The organism is Mycobacterium farcinogenes, from assembly GCF_019739075.1.
Classification (GTDB): Bacteria; Actinomycetota; Actinomycetes; order Mycobacteriales; family Mycobacteriaceae; genus Mycobacterium; species Mycobacterium senegalense.
In genome coordinates this window covers 5,025,568-5,039,112 of the sequence record NZ_CP081673.1, presented here as the reverse complement: position 1 = coordinate 5,039,112, position 13,545 = coordinate 5,025,568, and the positions used below count along the sequence as shown (strand labels likewise).

General features: G+C 65.0%; 22 protein-coding genes. 18 read left to right on the top strand and 4 right to left on the bottom strand.

Translation table 11 applies throughout. The annotated features are described in order from the left end of the window. The first annotated feature begins 114 nt into the window (after nucleotides 1–114). Nucleotides 115–387, top strand: coding sequence for a hypothetical protein (locus K6L26_RS24090; protein WP_019345709.1), 273 nt, complete (start codon nucleotides 115–117; stop codon nucleotides 385–387). Between the two features lie 100 nt (nucleotides 388–487). Next, a complete protein-coding gene (locus tag K6L26_RS24085; protein ID WP_221851770.1) occupies nucleotides 488–1,894 on the top strand; it encodes a DUF1254 domain-containing protein in 1,407 nt (468 codons plus the stop codon). Nucleotides 1,895–1,950: 56 nt separating this feature from the next. On the opposite strand, the gene satS is transcribed toward K6L26_RS24085, so the two are convergent. Next, nucleotides 1,951–3,222, bottom strand: coding sequence for a protein export chaperone SatS (gene satS, locus K6L26_RS24080; RefSeq protein WP_019345855.1), 1,272 nt, complete (start codon nucleotides 3,220–3,222; stop codon nucleotides 1,951–1,953). Nucleotides 3,223–3,433: 211 nt separating this feature from the next. Between satS and K6L26_RS24075 the strand changes: the two genes are divergently transcribed. The 9 genes from K6L26_RS24075 (at nucleotide 3,434) to K6L26_RS32035 (ending at nucleotide 7,440) form a co-directional block, all read left to right on the top strand. Beyond that, nucleotides 3,434–3,823 carry a DUF732 domain-containing protein gene (locus tag K6L26_RS24075; protein ID WP_221851768.1) on the top strand — a complete coding sequence of 130 codons (390 nt, stop codon included), beginning with the start codon at nucleotides 3,434–3,436 and terminating at the stop codon, nucleotides 3,821–3,823. Continuing rightward, complete coding sequence (locus tag K6L26_RS24070) at nucleotides 3,823–4,077, top strand: hypothetical protein (RefSeq protein ID WP_221851766.1); 255 nt, start codon at nucleotides 3,823–3,825, stop codon at nucleotides 4,075–4,077. Before K6L26_RS24075 ends, K6L26_RS24070 begins: the two co-directional genes overlap by 1 nt. A gap of 44 nt (nucleotides 4,078–4,121) precedes the next feature. Next, complete coding sequence (locus tag K6L26_RS24065; protein ID WP_221851765.1) at nucleotides 4,122–4,442, top strand: hypothetical protein; 321 nt, start codon at nucleotides 4,122–4,124, stop codon at nucleotides 4,440–4,442. A gap of 73 nt (nucleotides 4,443–4,515) precedes the next feature. After that, nucleotides 4,516–4,734, top strand: a complete 219-nt coding sequence (locus K6L26_RS24060) for a hypothetical protein (protein WP_221851763.1) — start codon at nucleotides 4,516–4,518, stop codon at nucleotides 4,732–4,734. Between the two features lie 144 nt (nucleotides 4,735–4,878). Continuing rightward, the gene (locus tag K6L26_RS24055) at nucleotides 4,879–5,340 is read left to right on the top strand and encodes a hypothetical protein (protein ID WP_221851762.1); all 462 of its coding nucleotides are present in this window, start codon (nucleotides 4,879–4,881) and stop codon (nucleotides 5,338–5,340) included. Between the two features lie 54 nt (nucleotides 5,341–5,394). Continuing rightward, a complete protein-coding gene (locus tag K6L26_RS24050) occupies nucleotides 5,395–5,553 on the top strand; it encodes a hypothetical protein (protein WP_221851760.1) in 159 nt (52 codons plus the stop codon). A gap of 7 nt (nucleotides 5,554–5,560) precedes the next feature. After that, nucleotides 5,561–5,863, top strand: coding sequence for a hypothetical protein (locus K6L26_RS24045; protein WP_221851758.1), 303 nt, complete (start codon nucleotides 5,561–5,563; stop codon nucleotides 5,861–5,863). Between the two features lie 90 nt (nucleotides 5,864–5,953). Further along, entirely contained in the window at nucleotides 5,954–6,607 is a 654-nt protein-coding gene (locus K6L26_RS24040) for a DUF2510 domain-containing protein (protein ID WP_221851756.1), read from the top strand. Nucleotides 6,608–7,044: 437 nt separating this feature from the next. After that, nucleotides 7,045–7,440 (top strand): DUF732 domain-containing protein, encoded by a 396-nt coding sequence (locus K6L26_RS32035; protein ID WP_353962168.1) that lies wholly within the window; start codon nucleotides 7,045–7,047, stop codon nucleotides 7,438–7,440. Nucleotides 7,441–7,470: 30 nt separating this feature from the next. Here the strand turns inward: K6L26_RS32035 and K6L26_RS24030 are convergent, their stop codons facing one another. Next, nucleotides 7,471–8,277 carry a DUF2637 domain-containing protein gene (locus tag K6L26_RS24030; protein ID WP_221851753.1) on the bottom strand — a complete coding sequence of 269 codons (807 nt, stop codon included), beginning with the start codon at nucleotides 8,275–8,277 and terminating at the stop codon, nucleotides 7,471–7,473. Further along, entirely contained in the window at nucleotides 8,274–8,498 is a 225-nt protein-coding gene (locus tag K6L26_RS24025) for a helix-turn-helix domain-containing protein (RefSeq protein WP_221851751.1), read from the bottom strand. The genes K6L26_RS24030 and K6L26_RS24025 overlap by 4 nt, the downstream gene beginning before the upstream one ends. Nucleotides 8,499–8,814: 316 nt before the next feature. On the opposite strand from K6L26_RS24025, the gene K6L26_RS24020 reads away from it, so the two are divergent. The 4 genes from K6L26_RS24020 (at nucleotide 8,815) to K6L26_RS24005 (ending at nucleotide 11,188) form a co-directional block, all read left to right on the top strand. After that, nucleotides 8,815–9,486 carry a hypothetical protein gene (locus K6L26_RS24020; RefSeq protein WP_221851749.1) on the top strand — a complete coding sequence of 224 codons (672 nt, stop codon included), beginning with the start codon at nucleotides 8,815–8,817 and terminating at the stop codon, nucleotides 9,484–9,486. 2 nt (nucleotides 9,487–9,488) lie between these two features. Next, complete coding sequence (locus K6L26_RS24015) at nucleotides 9,489–9,860, top strand: hypothetical protein (RefSeq protein ID WP_221851748.1); 372 nt, start codon at nucleotides 9,489–9,491, stop codon at nucleotides 9,858–9,860. A gap of 158 nt (nucleotides 9,861–10,018) precedes the next feature. After that, nucleotides 10,019–10,291 (top strand): hypothetical protein, encoded by a 273-nt coding sequence (locus K6L26_RS24010; RefSeq protein ID WP_221851746.1) that lies wholly within the window; start codon nucleotides 10,019–10,021, stop codon nucleotides 10,289–10,291. Nucleotides 10,292–10,339: 48 nt separating this feature from the next. Further along, nucleotides 10,340–11,188, top strand: coding sequence for a hypothetical protein (locus K6L26_RS24005; RefSeq protein WP_221851745.1), 849 nt, complete (start codon nucleotides 10,340–10,342; stop codon nucleotides 11,186–11,188). Nucleotides 11,189–11,200: 12 nt separating this feature from the next. Here the strand turns inward: K6L26_RS24005 and K6L26_RS24000 are convergent, their stop codons facing one another. Continuing rightward, the gene (locus tag K6L26_RS24000; RefSeq protein ID WP_221851743.1) at nucleotides 11,201–11,797 is read right to left on the bottom strand and encodes a uracil-DNA glycosylase; all 597 of its coding nucleotides are present in this window, start codon (nucleotides 11,795–11,797) and stop codon (nucleotides 11,201–11,203) included. Between the two features lie 97 nt (nucleotides 11,798–11,894). Between K6L26_RS24000 and K6L26_RS23995 the strand changes: the two genes are divergently transcribed. The 3 genes from K6L26_RS23995 to K6L26_RS23985 all read left to right on the top strand — a co-directional run bounded on the left by K6L26_RS23995 (nucleotide 11,895) and on the right by K6L26_RS23985 (nucleotide 13,545). After that, nucleotides 11,895–12,581: a DUF8548 family protein gene (locus tag K6L26_RS23995; RefSeq protein WP_221851741.1), complete on the top strand. Its 687-nt coding sequence runs from the start codon at nucleotides 11,895–11,897 to the stop codon at nucleotides 12,579–12,581. A gap of 71 nt (nucleotides 12,582–12,652) precedes the next feature. Beyond that, entirely contained in the window at nucleotides 12,653–12,976 is a 324-nt protein-coding gene (locus tag K6L26_RS23990) for a hypothetical protein (RefSeq protein WP_221851739.1), read from the top strand. A 74-nt stretch (nucleotides 12,977–13,050) separates the two neighbouring features. After that, nucleotides 13,051–13,545: a hypothetical protein gene (locus tag K6L26_RS23985; RefSeq protein WP_221851737.1), complete on the top strand. Its 495-nt coding sequence runs from the start codon at nucleotides 13,051–13,053 to the stop codon at nucleotides 13,543–13,545.

Below are 13,545 nucleotides of genomic sequence, written 5' to 3'. Positions count from 1 at the left end.
TCGCGCAAATCGGTGTAACGGCGGGGCGAGCTCTTGCGACAATCCAGCAAGCTTGACCAGCATCAAGATCAGCTGACATCGCGACCCGATACGCCCCATCCACAAGGAGCTTCTATGGCCAGACCCATCACCACCGCGTTGTCCGGAGCCGCTCTGGCAACAGCGGCGGTGTTTCTTCCGATGATGTCCGCACCCACCGCGGGCGCCGACGTGTGCGCCGGGGCTGACGGTCGCCACTTCGCCGCGGGCGGATGCACCAACATCGCCGGTGACGTCGCCGCAGGTGCTGCCATCGCCGCAGCCCACGTCCCATACGTACCGGGCGAGGTCCCTTGCTACACAGTCGAAGGCGTGCCCTACTTCACTCCTCCTGGCGATCCCTGCTGATCCTGTGGTGCCGGTTCGGCGCCGCGACATGTAAAGACCAGACATCCCCGTGTCGCAGTCCGGCTGCGGTACGGGGATGACTACAACCTAGGAGTGGTGGATGAAGTTTCTGGCATACGGACTGACGGCTGTTCTGCTGGCCTCGGTCGTCAGTTGTGGCAGGCCCGACCAGCTGCCGAACGCGGCGCCGACCCCGGAGACAGTGCGCCAGATCGCCAAGGAGGCTTACATATACGGCTTCCCGATGGTCGACTCGTACCGCATCCAGCACGCCTACTTCGTCGACAAGGCCAACCCGCAGTACAAGGGCGACTGGAATCAGCCGCACAGTATCGCCCGGGTATTCACCCCCGAGGACACCACGATCCAGACGCCCAATTCCGATACGCCCTACACGATGCTGGGCGCTGACCTCCGGGCCGAGCCGTTGGTGCTCACTGTGCCGCCGATCGAGGCGGGCCGGTATTACTCCTTGCAGTTCATCGACAGCTACACATACAACTTCGCTTACGTGGGCAGCCGTACGACCGGCAACGGCGGTGGCAAGTACCTTTTGGCTGGCCCGAGTTGGAAGGGCGACAAGCCCGCCGGCATCACCGACGTGATCCGCTCCGACACCGATTTCGCGTTGGTCATCTACCGCACCCAGTTGTTCGACCCCAATGACATCGACAACGTCAAGAAGATCCAGGGCGGTTACACCGTCGAGCCCCTCTCGGCGTTCGCCAAAAAGTCTGCGGCGACCGTCCCCGCAGTCGATTTCATCGCACCGTTGAGCCCCGACGAGCAGAAGACCTCGCCCAAGTTCTTCCAGATCCTCAACTTCATTCTGAAGTACGCGCCGGAAGTGTCGTCGGAGAAAGACCTTCGGGCGCGTTTCGCCACAATCGGCATCGCCCCGGACGGGGACTTCGACCCCGCCACGATGAGCAAGGAAACCCTGCAGGCGGTGCAGGACGGGATGGCCGATGCCTGGACCGAAGTCAACACCTTCAAGAAGGACAAGCTGGATACCGGCCAGGTGACGTCGGCCGACCTGTTCGGCACGCGGGAAGCGTTGAAGGACAACTACCTCTACCGCATGGCTGCCGCGGTGCTGGGCATCTACGGCAACACCGCACAGGAGGCCATCTACCCTGTGCTGGCCGTCGACGTGACCGGGGCACCGTTGTCCGGCGCCGGGAACTACACGGTACGGTTCGGGCCCGGCCAGCTGCCACCGGTCAACTCGTTCTGGTCGGCCACCATGTACAAGATGCCGCAGAGTCTGCTCGTCGCGAACCCGATCAACCGGTACCTGATCAACTCACCGATGTTGCCCAGCCTGGTCAAAGACCCTGACGGCGGCGTCACGATCTACGTTCAGAACCAATCGCCGGGTCCGGCGAAAGAGGCGAACTGGCTGCCCACACCGGAGGGTCCGTTCCAGATCATCCTGCGGTTGTACTGGCCCAAGGAAGAGGCCCTCAACGGCACCTGGCACGCGCCGAAGGTCACCAAGAGCTGACCGCGAGGCGGTCATGAGTTCTGGCCGCAGCCGCGGCCAGAACTCATCGCCGTGGGCTACTCCGCCCGCAGGCGCGACTCGACGAACCGTTCCAGTGCGTCCCACTGCTCGACGGCTTCGGCGTACGGGGCCTCCGGCTTGCGGGCGTTGTCGTCGCCGAGCACGTAGCTCACGAACTTGCCCAGCGCCTTGGTGCCGGCGAGCGTCTCGTCGACGGTTTTGTCCTCGGAGTAGTCGCTGACATCGCGCAGCAGCTCGACGGCCAACTCCAGCTGGTCGTGGTCGACCGCGTCGGGTCCGTCGGCGATGTCGTCGGAGATGCCGGACAGTACGTAGATGTTCTCCTCGGCGACCTCTACCCGCAGCGAGCCGTCGGTGGCCGCGGTCCGGATGTCGTCGTAGGTGGCCAGGTCCGACAGGTCGTGGTCGTGTTCGTCGGCGAGATAGCGGGCCAGTGCCCGCTCCGAGCTGAACACGCTGATGCGGCCGTTACGGCCGAGGAACACGGGATCGTCGTCGAGGTAGCAGCGCAGGGTGTAGACGGTGCCAGAACCGGTCATGATGCGGACCGGGTCGATGCCGACCTTCTGCCAGAAGTCCTCGTCGTCGCCCAGGACAGCGGTGTCGGCCGCGCTGCGTGCAGGCTCGGCCGAGGCTTCGTCGTCCTCGTCGCCGCCCTCGGCGTCGTCGGTGTCCACCGCGAGCTCGTCCTCGTCCTCTTCGGGCGCCGGCTCCTCGAGCTCGGCCTCGGCCTTCTTGACCGCGTCGGCATCGACCGACTCAGGAATGGAGACGATCTCGTCGATCGAGTCGAGCACGCCGTCCCAGCCCCGGCCGATCACGGCTTCGATCTCAGCCCAACGCTTGCGCCCGGAGCGGCCGGTGAAGCCTTCCAGCCCGCCGCCGACCGTGCCGAGCACCGGGTTGCCGTTGAAGAACTTGCTGATGGCCGGCAGCTCACACACCGAGCCGATCGCGGACACCACCACGAGGGTGCGGTGCAGGCTCGCGACGGATTCCTCGGTCGGCTTGTCGGCCACCAGGTCGGGCAGCCCGACGATGTCGTACTCACGATCCTCGGCCGGTTGCAGCTTGTGCGCGTTGGCCGCGGTCAGCTTGTCCCACTTCGGGTGGTCGGCGAGGTCGTTGTCGGTGTTGGTGCGGACGAATGCCACCAGGTCAGCGACCGATTCGAAGGCGTACAGGGCGTCACCTTCGCCCAAGAAGGCCTCCCACTCGTCGCCGGCGTCCCGCCAACGCGGAGCCCACAGTGTGTAAAGGTCGCCCTTGGTCAGCCCAAGCCGGACCGGCACGATGTCAGCAGCCATGCGGCACAGCCTAATGGGGGCTCCTGGACGCCAGTCAGGTTGTCTCCGGTTCGGAGCCCGCCGGTACATCTCTCACGCCGTGGGCCGCCAGAATCCCTGGAAGCCCTGACCGGCATTCGTGGTGCGGATGGGCGACAGCTTCACCGGATCGCCGGCCTCATTAAGTGCTCAATAACGGTCCAGTAACCACCCTGACCGGAGGCAACTACCCGTGAGCAGCAATAACGTACCGAAGAAGAGCTTCACCAAGACCGTTGCGACCATCGGACTCATCGTCCTGGCCGTGATGGTGCTGAAGGCGATCCCCAAGGCCGAGGCCGACCCGGTCGGGATCGACCCGACGGCGGACCGCTCCTTCATCGCCCAGATCAAGACCGCCGGGGTGCCGGTCGCCGACAACGAAGAGGCGATCGTCCTCGCGCTGTCGGGGTGCGAGGTCCTGGCCAACGACCCCAGCACCGGGATCGTGGAGGCCGTCGGCGGCATCCTCCACAACGAGCCGACCCTGACCCGGCAGCAGGCGGCGAAGTTCCTCGGTGCCGGAGTCAAGACCTACTGCCCGGAGCGTGCAAATCAGCTCGGACTGTCGGGTCGGTCATGATGACGACGGCAGCCAAGTTCGCGGCCAACCTGACCCTCTTCCTCGGCCTGGCGATGGCGGCTTCCGCGTGTGGCCATTCGGAGGAATGGGAGTATGGCAACCGCCACCGGGGTACCGCCCAGGATCTGATGCGCCTGGGTGTCTCGGCGGAGTCAGCGTGTAGAAGCGTGGCTGGCTATGGCTATGGCCGGACGAACGACGTGATCAATTCCCAGGACGCCTATGACGGCTGCATGGCAGGCCTTGGGCGATGACCAAGACCCTGAGATCGTCGGCAGCTTCTGCGACGATGACGACTATGACGAAGCTGTTCATCGCTCTGGTCGCGGTGGCGGGTCTGGTGCTGGCTCCGGTGGCCCATGCCCAGCCGGACGTGTTCGGCCTGATCACTCCGGATGAGAAGCAAGAGATCTGGCAGAACGGCCAGCGCAACTGTGTCACCCTCGACCAGACCGGTGGGACTGCAGACTCCGTCGGTGCCCTGATCGACCGGTACCAGACTGAAGGCTGGGATCAGGAATCGGCAATTGACATCGTTTGGGAGTCGGTCGAAGGCCGGTGCCCGGAGTACGTCGACACCGTGAAGCGGGTCGCCCGGACGTACGGTGACCCGTCGTGAAGGTTCCGGGGCCTTCGCCGCGCTGGAGCGGTATGAGTTAGCCCGATCGCTTGACAGTCAGCTAGATCCGTACGTGCCCAAGCAGATCGATGTGGTCCATGCCTGCCTGTTGCCGCCGGAGCCATGGATGGGGGTCATCGCGCACATCGTTGACGCCAAGGAGCCGATCTTCGCCGAGCGAGGTCACTTCATGGAGGCAGCGTGCGGGCGACATGTTCGGGTCTATCTAGCGGAGCCTTTCGACGTCGACCACCCGAAGGCCTGCCAAGAGTGCAAGGGCGTAGTTCAGTAGAACGCCCCATAACGACAAGAGCCCCATCGAGATCCGGTGGGGCTTTTTCGTGCCCGGGTCCGGCCTCCGCTCGTCGAGGGACTTCGTCGCCACGCTGGCTGTCACCGTGGCTGTTGTCGGTAGCAAGCCTTTACGATGCGCGACATGGCTGACCTGATCGGCTGGGCCACATCGCCCGCTGGTGTCATCACTCAGGCGGTTGTCGCACTGGTCTGCCAGTTCGTCGGCTTCCTCATCGTCATCACGGAGATCGTCCAATCCAGGAGCGACTTCCGTCAGTTGGTCGACCGGTACCGGGAGATCGAAGTCGAGATGAAGAGCAACATCAAGAAGGCGCTCGACGGGCAGACCATCAAGCAGCAAATAACCGACGGCGTCAATGCCGCCGAGGGGTTCTGGGCCAAGATGCTGGCCATCTTCTTCGCTCTCGTGATGCTTCCCACCAATGCGACCGTTGAGGTCCAGGCGGCGACCCTTCACAAGATCCACGAGCTGGTCAAGCAGGACTCCGCTCGCCAGCATCCGCTCCGTCCGTGGGTCGGTGCGCTCTTCCTGCTCGTGGGGATTATCTTCTCCTTCACCGGTCAGGTGTCGGGCGTCAAGTGACCCGCGCCAGGTTTGGTGCTCTGGGATGGCCTAGAGCGTCCATACGCTGGAGCGGTGCGGGATCTCGATGTGATCGATCGCGAGCTGAGGCTCCTGGCTCTGCTGCGGGCCAAGACCAAGGAGTCCGGCGGCAGGCCCTCGACGAGATTGATCGACCGACTGCTCGACGAGCGCCAGGCGGTGACTTCGCAGGCGGGCGCCTCGAACATATGATCGAAGCATGGGCGACCTGCAGGCCATCGGTTACGGCGGACAGCCCGTGCGCGAAGTGTTCCGCCGGGTTGACCCGCCTATCGCGGTCCTGATCGATCTGACCGCCCTCTTCCCTCGACAGCCACATGGCCGAGGTCGATATCACCCTCACGGCTTGCAGATGGCAAAAGTGGTGGAGGGTCAGCTGACGTGGTGGGCCTTATGCGAACAGGGGGCGTGGTGGGGCCTGGTGACCTATCCGATCACCCACGGTGCGCAGTGCGGCGATGTCACCCATTGGATACCGGCCTGGATGCTGAAGATGGCCTGACAATGTGCGCAAAAGTTGATTTTCAGTCCGACCTCCCGAATCCAAAAGGGCAGCTAACATCGCGCCTGAACGAGGGAGTGGAGGCGTCAAATGTCCGATAAGTCACAGGCGGGTTGGTATCCAGACCCGGACGGCAAGGGCGGTAAGCGGTACTTCGATGGAACCAACTGGGGACCCACGGCACCGCCCGCGCAGACCCTCGCATCTCCGCAGCCGAAAAAGTCAGGCTCCGGCGGCAAGGTGGTTGCAGTTGTCGTCGGAATCTTCTTCTTGCTCTTCCTGATTGGAAAATGCGGGAGTTCCAGCGACGATGACAAGTCGTCGGAATCGCAAAGCTCGGCGGCGACGAGCAGCGTAACGGTCTCCGCAGCGGCCCCTACGCCCACCGGGCCGAAGAAGCCCGATGCGACGTTTTCGACCGCCCCCAGCCCAGAAGGTGAACAAGTTAGTGCGGTGTTCGATATCAGTGACAACTTGACTGAGGGGTTGATCAAGGACGGTGCTCGATTCGAAACGATTGACATCCTCGAATACGCGAAGGCGACATATCCCAATGCCGCTTCGGTAAATGTTCAGGGTAGATTCCCGATGAAGGATGCTTACGGCAACACGACGACCGACACCGTAATCAACCTCTACTATTCAAAGTCGACAATCGATCAGATCAATTTCGATGGAGTGGATAAAGACAAGATCTGGGAGATCCGGGACTCGGGGTATGTGGCCCCCGCCTTCCAGCCTTGAGGCGCTAGGGGTTTAGAGCGCAACGCGCTCGACGGTCGCCAGGTCCAGGGCCACGTCGGAGGTCGGGACCTGGACGGCGAAGGAGGCCAGCTTCTGATCGCCGCCGTTGTGTCGACGACATTGGAGAAGTCGAGGCGATAGTTGAGCGTCGCTCCCTCGGGCAGGCCGAGGATGGCGGTCTGGGCCGGTGCTCGGAGTACGTCGACACAGTGAGGCAGGTTGCCCGGACGTACGGTGACCCGTCGTTGCAGCAGGAAATTAGCCGAGTACCGCTCGGTCACGGCGACGGACGCCGCAATGAGCTGACGGCGAAACATCGACTGGACGATTTGCAGTCCTTATTGGTGTGGCGTTAGACGAAGCATGGGAGACTGCTGCGCGTTGTCTGATACAGCAATGGGTTGGGGAGTTCGCACAGAGGGGGCCAGATCGTGGCAATGCGTTTGTACAGAACGTTGCTGACGAGTTGCATTGCGGCTGTCGCATTCGCAGGAGGCGGGGTCGCCGTCGCCGCACCCCCCGCAGTACCTCCCGGTCCGGGTGACCCTGGCTTTTGCGGTGCCCATACCAGCCCCTGGAATTGCTGGTCTGATGTTAGTCCAGCGCGTCCAGGCGAGCTGGCATTCATCAACCAAACGCTGAGGTACCGCATCGCAGGCATACCGACAGACCGCGACCGGCTGCTCCAAATAGCGCGGGGGATTTGCCAATCGCTAGCGGGAGGGACGTCCCCCAATTCCGTCGTCCAATTCCTGGCTGAGGACCTTGGGATAAGCGAGGACCAGGCAGGCCAAGGGCTTTTTATCAATGCCAAGGACATGGCCTGCTCTTGAGGGTTCGCATAGTGAGCTGACCGCGGATCTTTACGCGACTGCGAGTGAGTGCTGACGTCGTGCTGTGGCAGCATCAACAATCCGAGACACTGTGGAGTGATGCACCCCGGAGTTCTTGGCGATGCGGTTCGGTGGGTCGCCAGCATCGTGCGCCGCAATAATCTTCTCCACAACCGCAATGGGATGCCGCGTGACTTTCTCGGCGACGAGTTCAGCCGCGAGCTCGCGAGCTGCGTCGTCCGCGCTCGGACTCGCGGCTGAAGCCGCAGCCGGCGGTGCGCCGTTACGGGTCGCTGTCGTTGCTAAGGCGCGTTTCTCGGTCGTGGTGGCGCGGTTTGGGGTAGTAGTAGTAGTCGCGGGTGAGGCCATTCCGCGGGCCGCGTTACGGACCCGACGTGCAGGTTTATCTCCGATGGCGACCAGTGCGAGCGTCGCCACTCCGATCGCGAGGTCGATCACCAGCGGCAGCACCGGCGCGAGTCCGGGCCGAATACCTGCGATTACCGCGAGGTCGCGCAGCGCAACGAACGACAAGATGAACGCGCCTACTGCGAGGACCGCGGTCGCGGCAACCGCGGCGCGGTAGACCGCACCCGAGGCGGCCGTCTTGGCCAACACGGCCAGGGCGTGGACTGACAGCAGGAGGACGGTCGGCGGGACTGCGGCGACACACGCAGCGAGCCACTGAGCGACGGCGCTCGTCGAGAGGCAGGCATGTGCGACGTTGCCCGCCAGCGACAACCACGTGGCGAGGATCAGCCACGTCCAGAAGAACCGGACAGCCCGGTCGTGGTTGCGCCGGGTGATGTCGGCCTGAGTCGAAGCAATCGCGGTCATTGTTGCCTCTCCGTCAGGTCATAGGTGAACGTCAGATCGCCCATGGCCACCGTGATGCGAGCCCTTGCCCCGAGGACATTTAGGTATTCCGACAAAGTGCTGAGCAGGACGTCGCCTCGCCGCTCAAGCTGGGACACACTGCTCTGGGTGGTGTCCAGCCGAGCAGCCATTTTTGCTTGCGTCACACCTGCCTCACGCCGGATTGCGGACAACTCGATCACCTGTACATATTAACTTGAACTAATATTAGTTCTGGCTAATTCCGATCGTGAGTCGGTCGGCATGGCGCAGCGCTGCTAGAGCGCTGCAGCCCCCGGTGATGCACCGAAGTGGCTCCTCAGTGCGCGCCGAGCAACTGGCGCAGGCCGACAAGCTCGTTGGCGATCGCCTGTCAGTCGAAAGCCGCGACTGTGGCTCCATCGCGGGCCAGCGTCGTTAGGCACGTTACGGCGAGTCGTGGGAACCTTTCCCGTTTCCACCACCGCGTCGGACCGTCCACTTACGCTGCCCTGACGCGCCCAAGCCGAGGAGGAATCGGTGACCGAACCGCCGAAGTACGAGCAGCTCACTGCCGAGGTGGCCGAAGCCGAGTTGATACCGACAGGCAGGTTCCTCTCCGCAGAGGAGATCGAGCTGCTCGAAGACCTCGCCACCCGATTGCGCGCGGCGTTGATTGGTGACGGGTCCGAGGAGATCACCCGCCTGTTGCGCCGCGTGTCCGCGATCCGCACCTACGCACGCAGATCCCACGCCATCTCCACCTCGGCCACGGCGACCGGTAAGCGCCCCGCGACCCCGACCGCTACAGAGGGAGCCGCAGCCACGCCGACCCCACCGCCGGCCGGCACCGGGACGTCGAAGCGGAAAAAGAAGGGGCCGTCGCGAGGGACGCAAAGGGCCCGAACTCAGGGCTACTCCCTCCAGCTGCGCCGCATCGCCCAGGCCGGCAGACCCATGACCCCATCCGACGCGCAGACCCTGAACCGGCTTATCGCTGAATTGGAGGCACTGTCGCGCAGGGTGCCGATGGCGCGAATGCTGTACACGCAGGCGCTCGACACCCGGGCGTACCTGACAGGTGGGTCGTCCGCCCCGGACCGTGACCGCAGCGGTGTGCCGTCGGCCGGCTGGATCAGTCGGCCCCGCGGCCTGGACATGCCGCGACGTGGGGTGTCGGGCGGACTCCCGGGTACGCGGCGGGGGCACTGATCGTGACGGGCGCGGTACAGGATCGCTCCGACCAGCCGAAGAAGCGGCGCGAGTACGGCTTCTGTTCGGTGTGCCAGGCCACCGTGGTGCTGAACCGGGAGACGGGCAAGGTCCCAAACCACGAGCTGCCCGGCGGTGGGATGTGCTCCGGTAGCGGAGGTGACCGGTTCACCGGCACGCAGGAGCGCTGCGCAGTCTGCGACTTGGTCCAGGAGGTGCGAGACCGCGACGGCCGCATCGCGGTGCACAAGGCGAACGGCCAACGCTGTGAAGGGTCGGGGAAGTCGCCGGCCGGGGGGCGACGCCGCATGAACGCCACGGGTCTCTCGACCGTCACCCGTGGCGGGGCGCCGGGTCTGGGCAAGCGACGGTAACCGGCCGCAGTGTCACCCCTCCCGCCTACGCTGCCCTCACCCGACCTACGCAGAGGAGACATGGTGGCTAAACGCGCGACGCTCGAATTCCGCCGACGCACCAGCGGCGTCGACCGCGCCGAGAAGTTCGCACTCGACCTGCACCTACCGCGGAGGAGTTGCAGGCGATCAACGATCTCGTGAAAGAGCTGCGCGGCGTCGTCGCCGCCGACGACAGCAAGACCTACGCGAGGCTGCTGCGGCGGGCGAAGATCGTTCAGCGGCGCCTGACGGACCCGCGCCGCGTGAAACAGGCGATCGAGAGGGGTCGGCGCGCCAAGATGCGCGGACTAGGTGCGGCACTACCGGCCGGGATGGTCCGAAGCTCCCGACTCAGCCGTGCTGGACATGCGGTGTCGGGCGGTCTGCCGGGCCCGCGGCAAGGGCACTGACGATAGTCAGACCGCATACATTGACCGATCACGCAAGAGGAGGGGCCTGTGGCGCAGACGAAGAAGTTCAAGCAGTTCCTCGAAGAGATCGGTCAGATCGAGAGGATCCCCGGTGATCGGGAGCCCACAATCAAGGACGTCCGCCACGTCGACGACCTTGTCGTGCGACTTCGAGTCGCCGCCGAGCCGGGCGGCAAGCGGTACGGGTACCTCTACTCGAAGGCGATGGCGGTGCAGGCACGGTTGAACGGCGCCGACAGCACCGAGCCAGCAGAACAGTCGGCTACCCCATCGGCTTCGGATGCATCGCCGCAGACTCCGTACCAACGGCTCACCGCGGAGGCCGACCAAGCCGAGCCGATACCTGTCGATCGGGAACCTAACTCCGAGGAATTCGAGCTTCTCGACGGCCTCGTGGCGCGACTGAAGGGCTCGGCAGCAGCTAGCGCTGAATACATGAATCTTCACCGCCGCGCGAAGGCTGTTCTGCCACACACGCGGGGCTCCGGCGACGCCGAACCCGTCGCGCACTTGTCCGTGTCCTCCCGAGATGTGGCACCGGCGAAGAAGAAGGCGATCAGGACGGTGGGGAAGGTCCGCAAGGAGCTCTCCCGCTTCGAGGCGATCAAGCGGCCGCTCAAACCCGAGGAGCTCCTGCGGCTCGACGAGCTCGTGAACGAGACGCGCACCCTCATCGCGAAGAATCCGAACTTTGAGTCCATGCATCGCTGGGCGAAGTTGATCCACAAGAACAAGACCACGCCGACGAGGACCGTTCCGCGGCAGCCGGAGGGTCTGCGTGCGGTGCTCCCGGCGGGCCTCGTCAGGAGTCCGGGACTCGATCTGGCCAAGCGTGAGGTTCTGGGCGGGTTGCCGTCGTCGCGGCGAGGGCACTGAGACCCGCAGCGACTACCCGGGCTCGAAACCCCACGTGATCGCGCGGGCGAGGCTGGGTGAGTAGTACGCGCGGTCGGCGGTCTTCTTGAACCGCAGCGAGCCCGGGTGCTCCGGGAACAGCAGGTAGGTCGTGCCCTGCTTGACGGTCTGCGGCTTGACGAAGGGCCAAGTCAAACGCTGCCCGTCGGGGTACCGGGCCGACAGCACCTTCTCCGCATCCCCGCCGAGGCCGATGATCAGCCGTGGCCGAACGACATCCAGCTCCTCATGGAGGAAGTGCCGGCAGTTGTCGATCTCGAGCCGGTGCGAGGGCCGGTCGTCGGGCGGATGGCAGTGCACGACGTTCGTGACGAACAGCTCATCCTTCTTGAGATCGGCGATCTCCAGAGCGGCGTCGATGTACCTCCCACTCCCGCCTGTGAACGGGATGCCCGACTCCATGCACTTGCGGCACAGGCTCTGTCCGACGATGGCTACGGGGGACTCCGCCGACCCGTAACCCGGTGCCGACGCCGTGACCCCGGGCTCGTTCATCCCCGGGCACGCCCGGCACGCGCTGATCCGGTCTGCGATGAGGTCCAGCTGTCGCTGGCGGGTGTTCGCTGCCATCGCGCGATCGTCTCACCCGACTGCCGACACAGCTGGGACGAGTCGCGGCTCCCGGATCCACTCCGCGATGTCGGCACGCCGTGCGACGATCGCGGCCGTGACGCACACCGCCGAGCAGTTGCAGCTCCTGATCGACCGCTGCGAGCAGTTCCGCGGTTCCGAGGCACCGGGGGGCTACCCGAACAGCTTGGCCCTCTGCATCGTTGACAGCATCCAGTCCACGGGCGTGCGGTACGCGGCCGTGGAGAAGGTGGTCGTCCGCTACCGGGCCTACCGCCGAGACCGGGGCGGCGATCCGAACACAGACGGCGTGCCCGAGCTCCTCGACACCTTCGAGGTGACCGGCGGCCCCGAGGCCTGGGCGGAGGCGATCGGGAACGGCCACCGCACGAGCACCCGGGCCGGGGCGCCGCTCAAGGCCGTCGCGATCCTGCGAGCCGTCGAGGTCCTCGACGGCATGGGCATCACCACCACCGCGAGCCTCCGTGACGCCGCCGACGACAAGGACCGCTACGCCGAGGTGCGGAAGGCGTGGTGCGGCGTGGTCGGTCAGCGCAGCGGGATCACGTGGCGGTACGCGGGGATGCTGGCGGGCGTCGACGGGGTGAAGCCGGATCGAATGATCCGCCGGTTCGTCACGCAGTCTCTGTACCCCGGTCAGCCGCGCCGCAGCGTCGACACCGAGTTCGCCGAGGCGATCGTGAAGGCCGCGGCGGGGGAGTTGGGCCTGCCGGAGTTCGCGCTCGACCATGCGATCTGGCGGTTCCAGCGGGGACGGAAGTAGACACCCCGGCTGCGCCGACTGCCGCTTCGGCCACACGCCGTCGTGCACCCCACTTCCGTAGCGTCGCCCGCATGACGAACAACAACAGTGAAGTGACAGAAGTCGAGCGGTTCTACGCGGCGGAGGGGCCGATGGCCACGAAGGTGTTCCCGTGCGACGCGCGGTACTACCGCGAGTGCCTGATGTCCGACCGGGGCGCCGTCATCGTGTGGCTGTCCTCCGGCGACGTGGAACGCACCGCTGGTACCTACTACCTCCACGTGGGGCGTGTACGCGGCGAGGAGAACGAGGGGGTCCTCGAGATCATCTACCTCGGGGAGGTGCTGCGGTCGTACCCGGCGGGCACCTGGACGCGGTGGGAGCAGATGGAAGGCGCCGACCCGTTCACGGTCTGATCTGTCGGACCTGCTGGCTAACGTCGAATCAGCCGCAGGGAGCGGCATCTTGACTACCTTCGGGGAGGATCGACATGACCTTCGACGAGCTGCGTGCACTCATCGCCAACTCGCGTCCGGCCGACTGGCGCCGCATCAAGTCGGCGGGTCCGACCTATCGCGACCGCTTCGGTTCGTGGAGCAGCCCCGCCAACAACACGTCGGGTGTCGATCACGACAGCCACGGCGAGCTCGCCGTGTATCGCCCAGACGTCGACCTCACGATCGCGTACGGGATGCCGGAGAGCCAGCATGATCGCGACCTGAAGTTCGAGTGGTCCGAGAACTTCCCCGATTCCAAGATCCGAGAGATCAGTCTCGCCGACATCTTCTGGCGCGGGTCTCTGGTGGACCGGGTGAACTTCGTCTACGTGGACGGCGGCCGCGGCATCGTTCCGCTCGGCGGTGGGCATCAGGGCCTGCGCATCACGCAGTACGACCTCGCGGTGGCGCGGCTACTCAGCGGCATCACCGACTACCACGAGTGGGACCGGTACTTCGGCGCGGTGCCGTACGAGCTGCAGGACTGA